The sequence below is a fragment of the Umezawaea tangerina genome (assembly GCF_003002815.1).
GTDB lineage: Bacteria > Actinomycetota > Actinomycetes > Mycobacteriales > Pseudonocardiaceae > Umezawaea > Umezawaea tangerina.
The window spans coordinates 700,067-714,872 of sequence record NZ_PVTF01000003.1 but is presented as its reverse complement, the minus strand read 5'-3'; the positions used below and the strand labels follow the sequence as shown (position 1 = coordinate 714,872).

Below are 14,806 nucleotides of genomic sequence, written 5' to 3'. Positions count from 1 at the left end.
AAATCACCCGACTGGTGCGGTCCAATCCCACACAGTGGTCGAGCGAAACCTCCGAGCAACGAAGAACCGGACATTACCGACGAGTAGAAGTCGGACTACCCTGTCCGCATGACGCACGCCACACACGAGGTCACGAACCAGGTGCCCCCGCTGTCCGGTCACGACGTCGCGGCCGACCCCGCACTGCTGGACGCGCTGCACCGCGGCGGCGCGGGCTGGGCCGAGCCGGAGGTGCACGAGCTCGGCAGGCTCGCCGGGCTGCCGGAGACCGCGGACCTCGCGCGGCAGGCGAACGAGAACCCGCCGGTGCTGCGCACCCACGACCGGTACGGCCACCGGGTCGACGAGGTCGAGTTCCACCCGGCGTGGCACCGGCTGATGGAGACCGCGGTCGGTCACGGCCTGCACGCGGCACCGTGGCGCGACGACCGGCCCGGCGCGCACCTCGCGCGCGCGGCGAAGATGTACGTGTGGAACCAGGCCGAGGCGGGCCACGGCTGCCCGATCTCGATGACCTACGCCGCCGTGCCGGCCCTGCGCACCACCCCCGAGCTGGCGGAGCGGTTCGAGCCGCTGCTCGCCTCCAGGGAGTACGACTTCGGCCTGCGCGCCCCGGAGGGCAAGCGCGGCCTGATCGCGGGCATGTCGATGACCGAGAAGCAGGGCGGCTCGGACGTCCGCGCGAACACCACCACCGCCCGTCCGGCGGGCGACGGCGCGTTCCTGCTGACCGGGCACAAGTGGTTCACCTCCGCCCCGATGTCCGACCTGTTCCTCACCCTGGCGCAGGCGCCCGGCGGGCTGTCGTGCTTCCTGCTGCCCAGGGTCCTGCCCGACGGCACCCGCAACGCGATCTCGTTGCAGCGCCTCAAGGACAAGCTCGGCAACAAGTCCAACGCGTCCGCGGAGCTGGAGTACGACGGCGCGGTCGGCTGGCTGGTCGGCGAAGAGGGCCGGGGAGTGCGGACCATCATCGAGATGGTCAACACGACCCGGCTGGACTGCGTGGTCGGCACCGCGTCCGGGATGCGCTTCGGCCTGACCCAGGCCGCCCACCACGCCGCGCACCGCAAGGCGTTCGGCTGCTACCTGGTCGACCAGCCGCTGATGCGCAACGTCCTCGCGGACCTGGCGGTCGAGTCCGAGGCGGCCACCACGGTCGGCCTGCACCTCGCGGGCGCGTCCGGCGCGTTCCGCAGGCTCGCGCTGGCGGTGACCAAGTACTGGGTGTGCAAGCGCGGGCCCGCGCACGCGGCCGAGGCGCTGGAGTGCCTGGGCGGCAACGGGTACATCGAGGAGTCCGGTATGCCCCGGTTGTACCGGGAGGCCCCGTTGCTGTCCATCTGGGAGGGTTCGGGCAACGTGGCCGCGCTCGACGTGCTGCGCGCCATGGGCCGCGAGCCCGAGACCGTGCAGGCGTTCTTCGAGGAGCTGGACTCCGCGCGCGGCGCCGACCACCGGCTGGACGCGGCGGTCGACGGCCTGAAGACCGAGCTGGCGGACACCGCCGACGTCGAGCTGCGCGCCCGGCGGCTGGTCGAGCGGATGGCGTTGGCGTTGCAGGGATCCCTGCTCGTCCGGTTCGGCCACCCGGCCGTCGCGGACGCGTTCTGCGCCTCCCGGCTCGCGGGCGACTGGGGTGTCGCGTTCGGCACGCTGCCGCGCGGCGTGGACACCGGCGCGATCATCGAGCGCGGCCTGTCGAAGCCTTGACCGTGGACAGCTCCCGGCTGCTCGACATCCTCGCGGACGAGGTCCGCCGCCTGCGCGTGCTGGCGGGCGGCGACCTCGACGTGCCCGTGCCCACCTGCCCCGCCTGGTCGGTGCGCGACCTCGTGGAGCACGTAGCGCGCGGTTTCCGCACCGTGGTCGGCAAGGAGTCCGAGCCCGCGGACCTCACCCCGGTCGCCACGCTGGACCACGCCTACGGCGCTCTCGTTGCGGCGTTCGCCGAACGTCCGGACCGCTTCTGGATCCGCCGGATGGCCCAGGAGGCCGCGATCCACCGGTTCGACGCCGAACTCGCCCTCGGCGCCCCGCTCACTCCGTTCCCGGAGGACTTCGCCGTCGACGCGATCGGCGAGATGCTGGACGTGTTCCTGCGCCGGGAGACGCACACCTGGCCGCAGGACTACGCGGCCGACCTGACCGAGTGGGGCGCGCACTGGCTGCGGGTCGCCGACTGGCGGGTCGACGTGCACCCGCTCGGCGTCGACGTCGCACCCGTCGACGCGGAGAACGCCGACGCCACCGTGCGGGGCGCGCCGGGCGCGGTGCTGCTGTGGCTCTACAACCGGGGCGGGGACGTGTCGGTCAGCGGCGACCTCCAGCGGATCGCCCAGGTCAAGCGACTGCTCACCACCGCGATGAACGCCACGTGACCCGCGGGTCGAACCCCGGACACCCCGTGCCGGGGGTTCGACCCGCGCGGGTCACAGCCCCAGCTCGCGCGCGATGAGCATGCGCTGGACCTCGCTGGTGCCCTCGCCGATCTCCAGGATCTTGGCGTCGCGGTAGAACCGGCCCACCGGGTACTCGTTCATGAAGCCGTAGCCGCCGAAGATCTGGGTGGCCTCGCGGGCGTTGTCCATCGCCGCCTCGGAGGACACCAGCTTCGCGATGGCGGCCTCCTTCTTGAACGGCTCGCCGCGCAGCATCTTGGCCGCGGCGGCGTAGTAGGCCAGCCGGGCGTTGTAGGCGCGCACCTCCATGTCGGCGATCTTGAACTTGATCGCCTGGTACTCGCCGATCTTGTGCCCGAACGCCTCGCGCTCGCCGACGTAGCGCAGGCTCTCGTCGACGCAGCCCTGCGCCAGCCCGACGCCGACGGCCGCGATGGCGATCCGGCCCTCGTCCAGGGTCTGGAGGAACTGGGCGTAGCCGCGGCCGCGTTCGCCCAGCAGGTTCGCCTCGGGCACCCGGCAGTCGGCGAAGGACAGCTCGCGGGTGTCGGAGGCGTTCCAGCCGACCTTGGAGTACTTCTTCGACACGGTGAAGCCCGGCGTGCCGGCGGGCACGATGATCGCGGAGATCTCCTTGCGGCCGTTCTCCTTGGTGCCGGTGACGGCGGCCACCGTGACCAGCCCGGTGATGTCCGTGCCGGAGTTGGTGATGAACGCCTTGGTGCCGTTGAGGACCCAGTGCCCGTCCTCCAGCCTCGCGGTGGTGCGCATGGCGCCCGCGTCGCTGCCGCCGCCCGGTTCGGTCAGCCCGAACGCGCCGAGCACCTCGCCGGTGCACATCCGCGGCAGCCACTGGGCGCGCTGCTCGTCGGTGCCGAACCGGAACAGCGGCATGGTGCCGAGCGAGACGCCCGCCTCCAGGGTGATCGCGACCGAGGAGTCGACGCGGGCCAGCTCCTCCAGTGCCAGGCAGAGCGCGAAGTAGTCACCGCCCATGCCGCCGTGCTCCTCGGGGAACGGCAGGCCGAACAGGCCCATGCGGCCCATCTTGGCGACGATCCCGTAGGGGAACTCGTTGCGCTCGTAGAGGTCGCCGATGACCGGGGCGACCTCGTCGCGGGCGAACTCCTCGACGGTCTTGCGCAGCGCTTCGTATTCCTCATCGAGGCGGAAGTCCAACATCGGTCACTCCTGGTGGGGGACGACGACGGCTAGGGTCTGGTCCAGCGCGACCTGTTGGCCCGCCTGGACGTTCACTTCGGCGAGCACGCCGTCGACGGGTGCCACGACGGTGTGCTCCATCTTCATGGCCTCGACCACGAACAACGCCTGGTTCGCGACGACCTCGTCGCCGACGGCGGCGCGGACCACCAGCACGGTGCCGGGCATCGGGCTGGTGACCGGTCCGGCCGCACCGGCCTTGCCCGCGCCCGCGGCGGCCAGCGGCTCGGTCTCGGTCAACGCCCACGACCGGCCCTCGGCGCCGAGCCACAGCACCCGGCCGGCACGGGCCATCGCGTAGCGGCGGGTGCCGACGACCAGCTCGCCGTCGCGGACCACCGCCCGCAGGCGCACCGGTTCCGCCTGCCCCACCGCGACCTCGTCGCCGCGGACCCGCACCTCGGTGGTGTCCCGTCCGGCGACGTCGACCCGCCAGGTGGTCCACGCGTGCTCGCCGATCCGCCAGCCGCCGGTGAGGTCCCACGGGTCCGTGCCGCGACCCGCGAGCGCCAGCTGCCGTTCGAGCGCGGCGGCGGCCAGCACCTCGTCCGGCACGTCGTGGGTCACCAACTCGTCCAGCTTGCGCTCGACCAGCCCGGTGTCCAGCCGTCCGGCGCGGACGTCCACATCGGACAGCAGCGCGCGCAGGAACGGGATGTTCGTGGTGACGCCGAGCAGCACGGTCCGGCCGAGCGCGGCGTGCAGCTTGCGCAGCGCCTCCTCGCGGGTGCGGCCGTGCGCGATCACCTTCGCCAGCATGGGGTCGTAGTCGCTGCCGACCCGCAGCCCCACCTGGAGCGCCGAGTCGACCCGCACGTCGTCCGGCTCGTGCAGCGCCAGCACCTCGCCACCGGTCGGCAGGAACCCGCGGGCCGGGTCCTCGGCGTAGATGCGCGCCTCGACCGCGTGCCCGGCGAGCGGGACCTCGGTGAAGTCCAGCGGTTCGCCGCAGGCCACCCTGAGCTGCCACTCGACCAGGTCGACGCCGGTGACCAGCTCGGTGACCGGGTGCTCGACCTGGAGGCGGGTGTTCATCTCCATGAAGAAGTAGTCGCCGGACGCGCCGTCGACGATGAACTCCACCGTGCCCGCGCCGAGGTAGCCGACGGACTTCGCGGCGTCCACCGCCGCCCGCCCCATCGCCGCGCGGGTCTCCGGGTCGAGCAGCGGGGACGGCGCCTCCTCGATGATCTTCTGGTGCCGCCGCTGGAGGCTGCACTCGCGCTCGCCGAGGTGCACGGCGCCGCCGTGCGCGTCGGCCAGCACCTGGATCTCGACGTGCCGCGGGTTGGTGACGAACCGCTCGATGAGCAGCGTGTCGTCGCCGAACGAGCCGCGCGCCTCGCGGCGGGCCGACTCGATCGCGTCGCGCAGCGCCGACTCCTCGTGCACCAGCCGCATGCCCTTGCCGCCACCGCCCGCGGACGGCTTGAGCAGCACCGGGAAGCCGATCTCGGCGGCCGCGTCGACCAGGGCGTCGTCGGACATGCCGGGCTCGGTGCGGCCGGGCACGACCGGGACACCGGCCGCGCGCACGGTCAGCTTGGCGCGGATCTTGTCGCCCATCGCCTCGATCGCGTCCGGGCTCGGGCCGATGAACACCAGCCCCGCCTTCTCGCACGCGCGGGCGAACTCGGCGTTCTCCGCCAGGAAGCCGTAACCGGGGTGCACGGCCTGCGCGCCCGAGGACACCGCGGCGTCCACGATCCGCTCGATCGAGAGGTAGCTCTCCCGCGCCGAGGCCGGGCCGATGCGCACGGCGGCGTCCGCCTCGCGCACGTGCCGGGCGTCGGCGTCCGGGTCGCTGTACACGGCCACCGACCGGATCCCCAGGCGCCGCAACGCCCTGACCACGCGGACCGCGATCTCGCCGCGGTTGGCCACCAGCACACTGTCGAACATGCCGCTCACATCCGGAAGATGCCGTAGGAGACCGGGTCCAGCGGCGCGTTCGCCGCCGTCGACAGCGCGAGCCCGAGCACCGTCCGGGTGTCCATCGGGTCGATCACGCCGTCGTCCCACAGCCGGGCCGTGGAGTAGTACGGGTTGCCCTGGTCCTCGTACTGCGCGCGGATGGGCTCCTTGAACGCCTCCTCGTCCTCCGCCGACCACTCGTCGCCGAGCTGGTCGCGGCGCACGGTCGCCAGGACCGAGGCCGCCTGCTCGCCGCCCATGACGGAGATGCGGGCGTTGGGCCACATCCAGAGGTAGCGCGGCGAGTACGCCCGGCCGCACATCGAGTAGTTGCCCGCGCCGAACGAGCCGCCGATGACGACGGTGAACTTCGGCACCCGCGCGCACGCGACCGCCGTGACCATCTTGGCGCCGTGCTTGGCGATGCCGCCCGCCTCGTACTCGCGGCCGACCATGAACCCGCTGATGTTCTGCAGGAACACCAGCGGCACCGAGCGCTGGTCGCACAGCTCGACGAAGTGCGCGCCCTTGACGGCGGACTCGCCGAACAGGATGCCGTTGTTGGCGACGATGCCGACCGGGTGCCCGTGGATCCGGGCGAAGCCGGTGACCAGCGTCGCGCCGTACTCCTTCTTGAACTCCTGGAACCGGCTGCCGTCCACGATCCGCGCGATCACCTCGCGCACGTCGTAGGGGGTGCGGCTGTCGGTCGGCACGACGCCGTAGAGCTGCGCCGGGTCGACCGCGGGCTCCTCGGTCGGCTCCAGCGTCCACGGCCGCTCGGCGCGCGGGCCGAGGGTGCCGATGATCGACCGGACGATCCGCAGCGCGTGCTGGTCGTCGTCCGCGAGGTGGTCGGTGACGCCGGAGGTGCGCGAGTGCAGGTCGCCGCCGCCCAGCTCCTCGGCCGTCACGACCTCGCCGGTCGCGGCCTTCACCAGCGGCGGACCGCCCAGGAAGATCGTGCCCTGGCCGCGGACGATCACGGCCTCGTCGCTCATCGCGGGCACGTACGCGCCGCCCGCTGTGCACGACCCCAGCACCGCGGCGATCTGCGGGATGCCGCGGCTGGACATCGTGGCCTGGTTGAAGAAGATCCGGCCGAAGTGCTCGCGGTCGGGGAACACCTCGTCCTGGCGGGGCAGGAACGCGCCGCCCGAGTCGACCAGGTAGACGCAGGGGAGGTTGTTGTGCAGCGCGACCTCCTGGGCGCGCAGGTGCTTCTTGACGGTCATCGGGTAGTACGTGCCGCCCTTGACCGTGGCGTCGTTCGCGACGACCACGCACTCGCGGCCGGACACCCGGCCGACGCCGGTGATGATGCCCGCGGCCGGTGCCTCGTCGCCGTACAGGCCGTCGGCGGCCAGCGGCGAGAGCTCCAGGAACGGCGAGCCGGGGTCGACCAGCGCGTCGACCCGGTCGCGCGGGAGGAGCTTGCCGCGCGCCACGTGCCGTTCCCGCGACTTCTCCGGCCCGCCCCGTGCCGCCTTCGCCAACTTGGCGCGCAGCTCGTCGACGAGCGTGGTGTGCTCCTTGGCGTACCGCTGGAACGCCTCGCCGGACAGGTCGGCGGTCGTGCGCAGGACCGGGGCGTCCATGGTCTCCTCGCGACGGTAGTTAGCAGTCGTTAACCACCGTGGATGTTAGCGCTTGTTAACCACCCCGTCCACACGAAGGGGGCCGGGTCGTCGACCCGGCCCCCGCGGTTGGCCGGACGTCAGCCGGTGGCGGCGGTGAGCGCGGGCAGGTAGCCGAGCTTCTGGCCGTTCCGGTTCGGGTGGTAGGACTCGTCCACCGGGAAGCTGAGGCTGTTGAGCCACCAGTCGCCGGAGCAGATCTCGTGCCCGGTGAACGCCGTGCGGACGTCCTGGTAGGTGAACGACCTGGCGCTCGCGCGGCCCGAGATGACCGTGGCCAGGACGTCGGACGCGGAGTTGATCGCCGCGCGCTTGGTGTCGCTGAGCCCGACGTTGCACGAGCCGGGCACCTTGTAGATGCGCGGGTAGCCCAGGACGACGACCTTGGCGGACGGCGCCTTGCCGCGGATCTGCCCGTACACGTTGTCCAGCAGGCCCGGCAGGGTGTTCTGGGCGTAGGCCTTGGCGGTGTTCGTGCGGTTCACGCAGTCCTGGTCCGACCCGAAGGTGCAGGTGGTGATGACGTCGGTGAACCCGGCGTCGTTCCCACCGATCGAGATGCTCGCGAGGGTCGTGGAGGAGTTCAGCGAGGCCACCTGGTTGGCCACCACGTCACCCGTCTTGGCGCCCGAGCAGGCCACGAAGGTGAACGTGCTGACCGAGTGGGCGGCGGCCCAGAGCGCCGGGTACGCGTAGTTGCTGCGCTTGCAGCTGCCGCTTCCCGAGATGTACGTGCCGGTGCCGAGACCGGAGGAGTAGGAGTCGCCGAGGGCGACGTAGTTGATCGCCGCGGGCGCGGCGGCCGCGGGCAGGGCCGTCGACAGGGCGGCGGCAGCGGCCAAGGCGGCGATGAGCAGCAAGCGGGCAGGGCGCATCGGTGTCTCCCCAGGGGGTCAAGCAGGGTGTGATGCCAAGCACATCAAGTGTTACCAGGGGATATGTCTATATAAATAGGGCGGGTCAAGAGTTAACGACGTGTGAATTGATCTTGTTAATCGCCGCCGCGGACCCCGCTGAGACCACCCCGAGGGCGAATGGTTAGCAACCGCTAACGGCGTGCACCTAGGATGGCCGACGTGTCGACCACCGATGCCGCGAAGCCGAACCGGCGCGAGCAGATCCTGACCGCGGCCGCCGAGCTCTTCGCCCGCCACGGGTTCCACGGGGTGGGAATCGATGACATCGGGGCCGCCGTGGGCATCTCCGGACCCGCGCTGTACCGGCACTTCCGGAGCAAGGACGCCATGCTCGGGGAGATGCTGACGTCGATCAGCGAGCGGCTGCTGGACGGCGGGCTCGCGCGGGTCGACGCCTCCGACGGACCCGAGGACGCGCTGCGGGCGCTCGTGGGGTGGCACGTCGACTTCGCGCTGGACGACCCGGCGCTGATCACCGTGCAGATCCGGAACCTGGCGAACCTCACGGACCCCGACCGGCGGCGGGTGCGGGCGTTGCAGCGGCGGTACGTCGAGGTGTGGGTGGAGACGATCCAGCGGACCGTCCGGGAGGTCGACGAGCCGACGGCGCGGGCGGCGGCCCACGCGGTTTTCGGGCTGATCAATTCCACCCCGCACAGCGCGCATCTGGACCGGGATCAAATGGCGGCCCTGTTGTCGAGAATGGCGCTCGCGTCGATTACCACGACGGGCGTACTGGAAGAAGATCCCTCACCTGTCGTCTGACACCGAGCGACAGGACATCCGACCCGAGTGGGCACCGCGGCGTTTTGCACCATTTCGACGTGAAACGAACCGACCACAAGGTTCAATCATCGCCCTATGCAGTTCTTCACACGCTCTGACCTGGGGTTAAACACCCGACTGGCCAGCGGGCGTTGTCATTCCGTAACCTGGCTTTCCAATGGGTGACGCACCGGCAAACGACAGTGGCGGGTGGCCGGGAGTCCGGCTCCTGTCCCGCTTTCCCACGTGGTTCCGCTTCCTGGTGGTGACTCTCGCCGTGTTCGTGTGCGGCGTGATCGCCTCCCGACCGGCGGGCGCGACGGACGACCGACCTCTCAGCGGTGAGGTGGCCGCGGCGGCGAAAGCCGTGCAGGCCATGACGCACCCGAGCAGGACGCACGACCCGCTCGACGACTTCCCCGCCGACTTCGGCCAGGTCCAGGGCCGCAGTCCGCAGGTGGTGCGGACCGCGGACGGGACGCTGCGCGCGTTCCACCCGACCGGCGAGTGCTCCGGGCCCGCGGGCGAGACCGAGTGGGACTTCAGCCTGGCGTGCAAGGCGCACGACCTGGGGTACGACCTGCTGCGCTACGCCGAGGCCAAGGGCCAGCCGCTGGGACCGGACGCGCGCAAGGAGATCGACGCGCAGCTGTCCAGGGACATGCAGGCGCGGTGCCACGCGAACCCGCGCGGCTCCGAGACGCAGTGCCGGGCGGTGGCGCAGCTCTACGCGGGCGGGCTCGGGTTCAACTCGTGGCGGCAGCGGTGGGGCCCTCCGGGTCACGAGCCGGTGCTCGCCTGGGGGTTCGGCAGCGCGATGGTCGTCTTCCTCCTGCTCGCCCGGCTGCCGGGGCGGCGCCGCAAGGAGGTCGCGCCCGCCGGGTTCACGCCCCGGCCCGCGGCGCAGGACCGGTACGCGACGTTCCTGCGGCTGGCGAGCCTGGGGCTGGTGGTGCTCGGCCAGTCGGTGCTGACGGTCATGCACTGGGCCGGGGTCAGCGCGAACTGGCTGTGGCTGCTGACCTGGGTGCTCCAGGCCGTCCCGGTCTTCTTCTTCGCGGGCGGCCACGCGAACCTGCTGAGCTGGCAGGAGGTGCAGGCCGACCACGGCGGGTACGGGCGGTACCTGTCGAGCCGGATCTCGTGGCTGCTGCGGCCCGTGCTCGGGTTCGTGCTGGCGTGGCTGGTCCTCCCATTGCCCCTGGAGCTGCTGGACGTGCCGAAGGTGCGGGTGGAGGCGTTCGGGCGGCTGATCGCGTACCCGTTGTGGTTCCTCGGCGTCTACCTGGTCGCGGTCGCGGTGACGCCGCTGATGGCGTGGCTGCACCGGACGCTGCGGCTCGGCACGCCGCTGGTGCTGCTGGTGGTCATGGTGTCGGTCGACGGCGTCCGGGCGATCTTCGACTGGCGCACCGGCGGCTACCTGAACCTGCTGCTCGGCGCGGTCCTCCTGCAGCAGCTCGGTTTCTTCTACGCCGACGGCAGCCTGCGGCGGATCTCCCGCAAGGTCCTCAGCGTGGTCGCCTCGCTGACGGTGCCCGTGCTGCTGGCGCTGATCACCTACGGCGGCTACCCGCGCACGATGATGGCGCTACCGGGCGAGGCGGCGTCGAACCTGAGCCCGCCGACGGTGTGCCTGCTGGTCCTCGGGATCGGCCAGATCTGCCTGGTGGCCCTGCTGCGCGACCGCGCCTCGGCGTGGCTGGCGGGCAGGCGGCAGTGGAGCGTCGTCGCGTTCGCGCGCACCGCCCCGATGACCGTGTACCTGGGCTACCTCACGGTCCTCGCCGCCGTGGTCGGCGTGCTCGGGCTGCTCGACGCCCCGGACGCGGCCGCGTTCACGGTGGCGGACTGGCTCGCCCGGCCCCGGTGGCTGGCCGTGCTGGTGCTCCTGCTGATGCCGGTCCTCCTGCTGTTCCACCGGTTCGAGCGGCACGCGTCGCTGTTCCCCGGCGCCCGCTGGACGACCGCGGAGTCGCACCGGTCGAGGCTCGCGGCCACCCTCGGGGTCGCCTTCGGCGCGTTCGGCGTGCTGGGGTTCGTCGCGACGGGGTTCGCGGGCACCAGCGCCACGTTGATCGTGCTCCAGGTCGACCCGCTGCAGAACCTCGTCCACCTGCTGCTCGGCTGGTACCTGCTGCACACCGCGCGGGCGGGCACCTGCCACGGCCGCCGGTCGTGGCTGCTGGCCGCGATGGCGTGCGTGCCGCCGCTGCTGGTGCTGGAGCCGAACACCCTCGGCGTGGTCCTGCACGTGACGACGATCGTGCTGGCGCTGCTGGCCGCCGTCTCGAAGCAGCACCCAAGCGACAAGGCCGAACACCGGCAGCCACAGGAGGCGCTGGTGTAGCCACTGCGGCCCGGTGGGCGCGGTGTGCAGGCCGGGCAGCCTGCCGAACGCCGAGCCCAGCAGCGCCACGGCCAGCAGCGCGCTCTGGTGCACCAGGAACAGCGGCAGCGCCTTCCGGTTGACCCACGCCACGACCCGCGGCAGGAACGCGGGCCGCAGCAGCAGCACCAGGCCGATCTGCGCGAACGCCAGCGCGAGCGTCGCCACCGTCGGCGGCGCCAGGTTCGACCGCTCGCCGGGCACGCCGACCGCGCTGGCCGGGTACCCGCCCACGCCCACCAGCAGCGCGTACCCGGCGATCCCGGCCGCCAGCAGCGGTGGCCCCCACGAGCGCCGCGTCCCGAGCCGGGACACCGCGACACCGAGCTGCCACGGCGCCCACCAGACCGCGACGACGTTCACCGCACCGACCCCCGGGAGGGCGAGCAGGACCGGCAGCAGCACGGCGGCCACCCCCAGGTGCCGGTCGAGGTACCGGCACACCGGCATCAGCGCCGACAGCGCGAGGTGGACGCCGAGGAACCACAGCGGCGTGACGACCAGGTGCGCCACCGCCCGCACGGTGTTCTGCGGGACGCCCCGCGTCGACAGCCCCACCAGGACGACCGCCCACACCCCGAGCAGCACCGCGACCGCCACGGCGAGCCGCCGCGCCTTCGCGGGCAGCGACGACGTGGACCGGGTGGCGGCGAACCCGCCGACGAAGAAGAACAGCCCCAGCGTCTGGAGCACCCACGTCAGCGGCGTGAACGACGGCATCGTCCGCAGCGGGCTGTCGATCGTGAACCCGTCCGCGCCCGCCACCAGCGACGTGACCAGCCAGTGCCCGGTCACCACGCCGACGACCGCGACGGCCCGCACGGTGTCGACCACGGGGTCGCGCCCGGTCATCGCGCGTCCCCGACCACGATGCGCGCGATCGTCCGCAGCGAGTCGCCGCCCGCGCGGTAGTACTCGTCGTGCTTGCCGTCGCCCGCGTCGAACACCCGCGCCCCGAACCCGGCGCCGGTCGGGTCGGTGCCGTGGCCGAGGTCCCCCAGCCGCACCTTCGGCACCCACCGCGTCCAGTCGCGGCCCGCCCGCGCGGCCCACACCCGCGCGCCGGTGCCGAGCTCGGCCACCGACCCGGCCCGCACACCGGGGCTGCCGGTGAACACGATGTCGGCCACGTCGAGGTCGTGCGCCGCCAGCGCGCAGACGACGGACCCGTAGCTGTGGCACAGCAGGTGGACCAGTGCTGTCGGGGGCAGGTCCCGCACGAACGCGGTCAGCGCCTCGGCGCCCGCACGGGCCAGCCGCCCGGTCGCCGCGTCCACGCCGACTCCCTCCGGGGTGTCGTACCCGAGCCACGCGACCACCGCGAGGTCGTCGGGCCGCCCGGCCTCCTGGTGCACCGCCCGCGCCATCGCCAGCACCGCGCCGAACCGGGGAACGTCCACATCGGACCCCGGAACCACGACCGCGATGTGCTTGGCGTGCAGGGGATCCCCGAGGGCGGCCACCAGCCTGCCCCGGCCGCGCGGGTCGAAGTGCAGCACCCGCACGTCGTCCGGCAACGCGGGCAGCACCTGCACGCGGGTGTCGTCGCCGGTCCACGGGGTCACCGGCGGGGCGAGGATCAGCAGCGCGGTGAGGAGCGCGATCGTCTTCGGCATGGCCGAAAACTAGGAAGACCACGGCCTCCGGTTCGTCACACCGGGGACCCGCTACCCCGGTACCACGAGCCCGCTCTCGTACGCCGCGATCACGGCCTGCGCCCGGTCGCGCAGGCCGAGCTTCATCAGCACCCGGCTCACGTGCGTCTTGACGGTCTGCTCGGCCAGGAAGAGGTGTCCGGCGATCTCGGTGTTCGACAGCCCCTGCGCGACCAGCCGCAGCACCTCGGTCTCGCGGTCGGTCAACGCGGTCAGCGCGCGCGGCCGGACCCCCTGCACCGGTTGGGACCGCACGAAGTCCTCGATCAGCCGCTTGGTGATCGAGGGCGCGAGCAGCGCCTCGCCGCGGGCGACGACCCGGACGGCGTCGAGCAGCTCGCGGGCGGGCGCGTGCTTGAGCAGGAACCCGCTGGCACCGGCCCGCAGCGCCTCGTACACGTAGTCGTCGAGGTCGAAGGTGGTCAGCACCAGCACCTTCACCGGGTGCTCGTCGGCGGCGAGCAGCCTGGTCGCGGCGAGCCCGTCCATCTCGGGCATCCGGATGTCCATCAGCACCACGTCGGGCAGCAGCCGCCGGACCGCGGTCACCGCGGCCACGCCGTCACCCGCGGACCCGACGACCTCGATGTCGTCCTGCGCGTCCAGCAACGCCGAGAAGCCCTCGCGCACCATCTCCTGGTCGTCGACCACGAGCACCCTGATCACTTGTCCCCCAACGGAATCCGCGCCGCCACCTCGAACCCGCCGTCCCCGGTCGCCCCGGCCGCGAGCTCGCCGCCGTGCACCGCGACGCGTTCCCGCATCCCGGCGAGCCCGTGCCCGCCGCCACCGCCGAGCGAGGCGCCACCGGGAGTATTGCGCACCACCACCTCCAGGTCGCCGTCCGCGGACCGCAGCACGACCGACACCGCACCGCCCGGCGCGTGCCGGGCCGCGTTGGTCAGCGCCTCCTGCACGATCCGGTAGGCGGTCAGCCCGACCGCCCCCGGCACGTCCAGCTCCGGCACGTCCACGGTCGCGCCCGCGCGCTCGGCGAGCTCGGGGATCTGCCCGAGCCCCGGCTGCGGCGCCTTGTCCGCCTCCTGGTCGGCGCCGCGCAGCACGCCGAGCAGGCGCTGCATGTCGGTGATCGCCCCGCGGGCCGCGTCCCCCAGCTCGGCGAACTCGCGCACGCCCGCGTCCGGCAGGCCCGCGATCCGGTAGGGGGCGGTCTCGCAGCGCACGACCACCATCGACATGTGGTGCGCCACCACGTCGTGCATCTCGCGGGCGATCCGGGCGCGCTCCTCCAGCGCGCCCTTCTCCGCCCGTTCCAGCTCGATCACCTGCTCCGCGCGGCCGCGGGCGCCGAACGTGTAGGCGACCAGCAGCACCAGGACCAGCACGATCGCCGACTCCCAGTAGAAGCCCGCCTCCCTGAGCGCCGCCGCGTACCCGAGCACGGCCAGGGTGAGGACACCCGTGGTGAACACGACCGACCGGGAGTGGTGCACCGCGACCGCCAGGACCACGGGCACGTAGAAGCACCACTGCCAGCCCGACATCAGCGGGGCCGGGGAGCCGTGCAGCACCAGGTCGACGAACAGCCCCGCCGTCCCCAGCCGCCAGGCGTCCAGCGGCGACCGGATCATCAGCCCGTAGGTGACGACGATGACCGCGAAGTAGACCACCCAGAGGCCGTCTGGCTCGTACTGGCGCACGTAGTCCGCGCTCGCCACGATGGCGACCACGACCGCGTAGACGATGATCACAGCATGACCGACGCGGGTCAGGTGGCCCGGCACGGTGCCGAGGACCGGCGTGCGGTCCCGCAGCGCCACGACCTGGAACAAGGAGCGGATCACCAGCCGATGCTAGGTCGACCGGGTCCGCGGGACATGCACCCGTGGGGTGACCTACCCCGGTACCACCGCACCCCGACCACCACAAGCCATTGCGGCACCCG

11 protein-coding genes and 1 pseudogene are annotated in these 14,806 nt (G+C 72.4%); 4 read left to right on the top strand and 8 right to left on the bottom strand.

From position 1 onward, the window contains the following. Nucleotides 1-108: 108 nt before the first annotated feature. On the top strand, nucleotides 109-1,713 hold the full coding sequence (locus tag CLV43_RS13710) for an acyl-CoA dehydrogenase family protein (protein WP_106187461.1): 1,605 nt from the start codon (nucleotides 109-111) through the stop codon (nucleotides 1,711-1,713). Between the two features lie 2 nt (nucleotides 1,714-1,715). After that, nucleotides 1,716-2,381 carry a maleylpyruvate isomerase N-terminal domain-containing protein gene (locus CLV43_RS13705; RefSeq protein ID WP_106187460.1) on the top strand — a complete coding sequence of 222 codons (666 nt, stop codon included), beginning with the start codon at nucleotides 1,716-1,718 and terminating at the stop codon, nucleotides 2,379-2,381. Between the two features lie 51 nt (nucleotides 2,382-2,432). On the opposite strand, the gene CLV43_RS13700 is transcribed toward CLV43_RS13705, so the two are convergent. The 4 genes from CLV43_RS13700 to CLV43_RS13685 all read right to left on the bottom strand — a co-directional run bounded on the left by CLV43_RS13700 (nucleotide 2,433) and on the right by CLV43_RS13685 (nucleotide 8,049). Beyond that, nucleotides 2,433-3,584 (bottom strand): acyl-CoA dehydrogenase family protein, encoded by a 1,152-nt coding sequence (locus tag CLV43_RS13700; RefSeq protein ID WP_106187459.1) that lies wholly within the window; start codon nucleotides 3,582-3,584, stop codon nucleotides 2,433-2,435. Nucleotides 3,585-3,587: 3 nt separating this feature from the next. After that, the gene (locus CLV43_RS13695; protein WP_106187601.1) at nucleotides 3,588-5,525 is read right to left on the bottom strand and encodes an acetyl/propionyl/methylcrotonyl-CoA carboxylase subunit alpha; all 1,938 of its coding nucleotides are present in this window, start codon (nucleotides 5,523-5,525) and stop codon (nucleotides 3,588-3,590) included. A 5-nt stretch (nucleotides 5,526-5,530) separates the two neighbouring features. Next, a complete protein-coding gene (locus CLV43_RS13690) occupies nucleotides 5,531-7,135 on the bottom strand; it encodes a carboxyl transferase domain-containing protein (protein ID WP_106187458.1) in 1,605 nt (534 codons plus the stop codon). A gap of 119 nt (nucleotides 7,136-7,254) precedes the next feature. Beyond that, a complete protein-coding gene (locus tag CLV43_RS13685) occupies nucleotides 7,255-8,049 on the bottom strand; it encodes an SGNH/GDSL hydrolase family protein (protein ID WP_106187457.1) in 795 nt (264 codons plus the stop codon). A gap of 201 nt (nucleotides 8,050-8,250) precedes the next feature. Here CLV43_RS13685 and CLV43_RS13680 point away from each other — a divergent pair, with 201 nt between their 5' ends. Further along, a complete protein-coding gene (locus CLV43_RS13680; protein ID WP_281262156.1) occupies nucleotides 8,251-8,856 on the top strand; it encodes an SACE_7040 family transcriptional regulator in 606 nt (201 codons plus the stop codon). A 265-nt stretch (nucleotides 8,857-9,121) separates the two neighbouring features. Beyond that, entirely contained in the window at nucleotides 9,122-11,206 is a 2,085-nt protein-coding gene (locus CLV43_RS13675) for a phospholipase A2 (RefSeq protein WP_245886398.1), read from the top strand. A 9-nt stretch (nucleotides 11,207-11,215) separates the two neighbouring features. Here CLV43_RS13675 and CLV43_RS50450 read toward each other — a convergent pair. The 4 genes and pseudogenes from CLV43_RS50450 to CLV43_RS13660 all read right to left on the bottom strand — a co-directional run. Further along, nucleotides 11,216-12,097 (bottom strand): annotated as a pseudogene (locus tag CLV43_RS50450) (acyltransferase family protein); the annotation flags it as partial. Then, nucleotides 12,094-12,861, bottom strand: coding sequence for an alpha/beta hydrolase (locus tag CLV43_RS13670; protein ID WP_106187454.1), 768 nt, complete (start codon nucleotides 12,859-12,861; stop codon nucleotides 12,094-12,096). The pseudogene CLV43_RS50450 and the gene CLV43_RS13670, both read right to left, overlap by 4 nt. Nucleotides 12,862-12,912: 51 nt before the next feature. After that, nucleotides 12,913-13,566 carry a response regulator transcription factor gene (locus tag CLV43_RS13665; RefSeq protein ID WP_106187453.1) on the bottom strand — a complete coding sequence of 218 codons (654 nt, stop codon included), beginning with the start codon at nucleotides 13,564-13,566 and terminating at the stop codon, nucleotides 12,913-12,915. Then, nucleotides 13,563-14,705, bottom strand: a complete 1,143-nt coding sequence (locus CLV43_RS13660) for a sensor histidine kinase (protein ID WP_211304343.1) — start codon at nucleotides 14,703-14,705, stop codon at nucleotides 13,563-13,565. The genes CLV43_RS13665 and CLV43_RS13660 overlap by 4 nt, the downstream gene beginning before the upstream one ends. Nucleotides 14,706-14,806: the final 101 nt, after the last annotated feature.

Coding starts and splice junctions, on each gene's coding strand:
- CLV43_RS13710 (WP_106187461.1), top strand. CDS start 109: ATGACGCACGCCACACACGAGGTCACGAACCAGGTGCCCCCGCTGTCC.
- CLV43_RS13700 (WP_106187459.1), bottom strand. CDS start 3,584: ATGTTGGACTTCCGCCTCGATGAGGAATACGAAGCGCTGCGCAAGACC.
- CLV43_RS13695 (WP_106187601.1), bottom strand. CDS start 5,525: ATGTTCGACAGTGTGCTGGTGGCCAACCGCGGCGAGATCGCGGTCCGC.
- CLV43_RS13690 (WP_106187458.1), bottom strand. CDS start 7,135: ATGGACGCCCCGGTCCTGCGCACGACCGCCGACCTGTCCGGCGAGGCG.
- CLV43_RS13685 (WP_106187457.1), bottom strand. CDS start 8,049: ATGCGCCCTGCCCGCTTGCTGCTCATCGCCGCCTTGGCCGCTGCCGCC.
- CLV43_RS13670 (WP_106187454.1), bottom strand. CDS start 12,861: ATGCCGAAGACGATCGCGCTCCTCACCGCGCTGCTGATCCTCGCCCCG.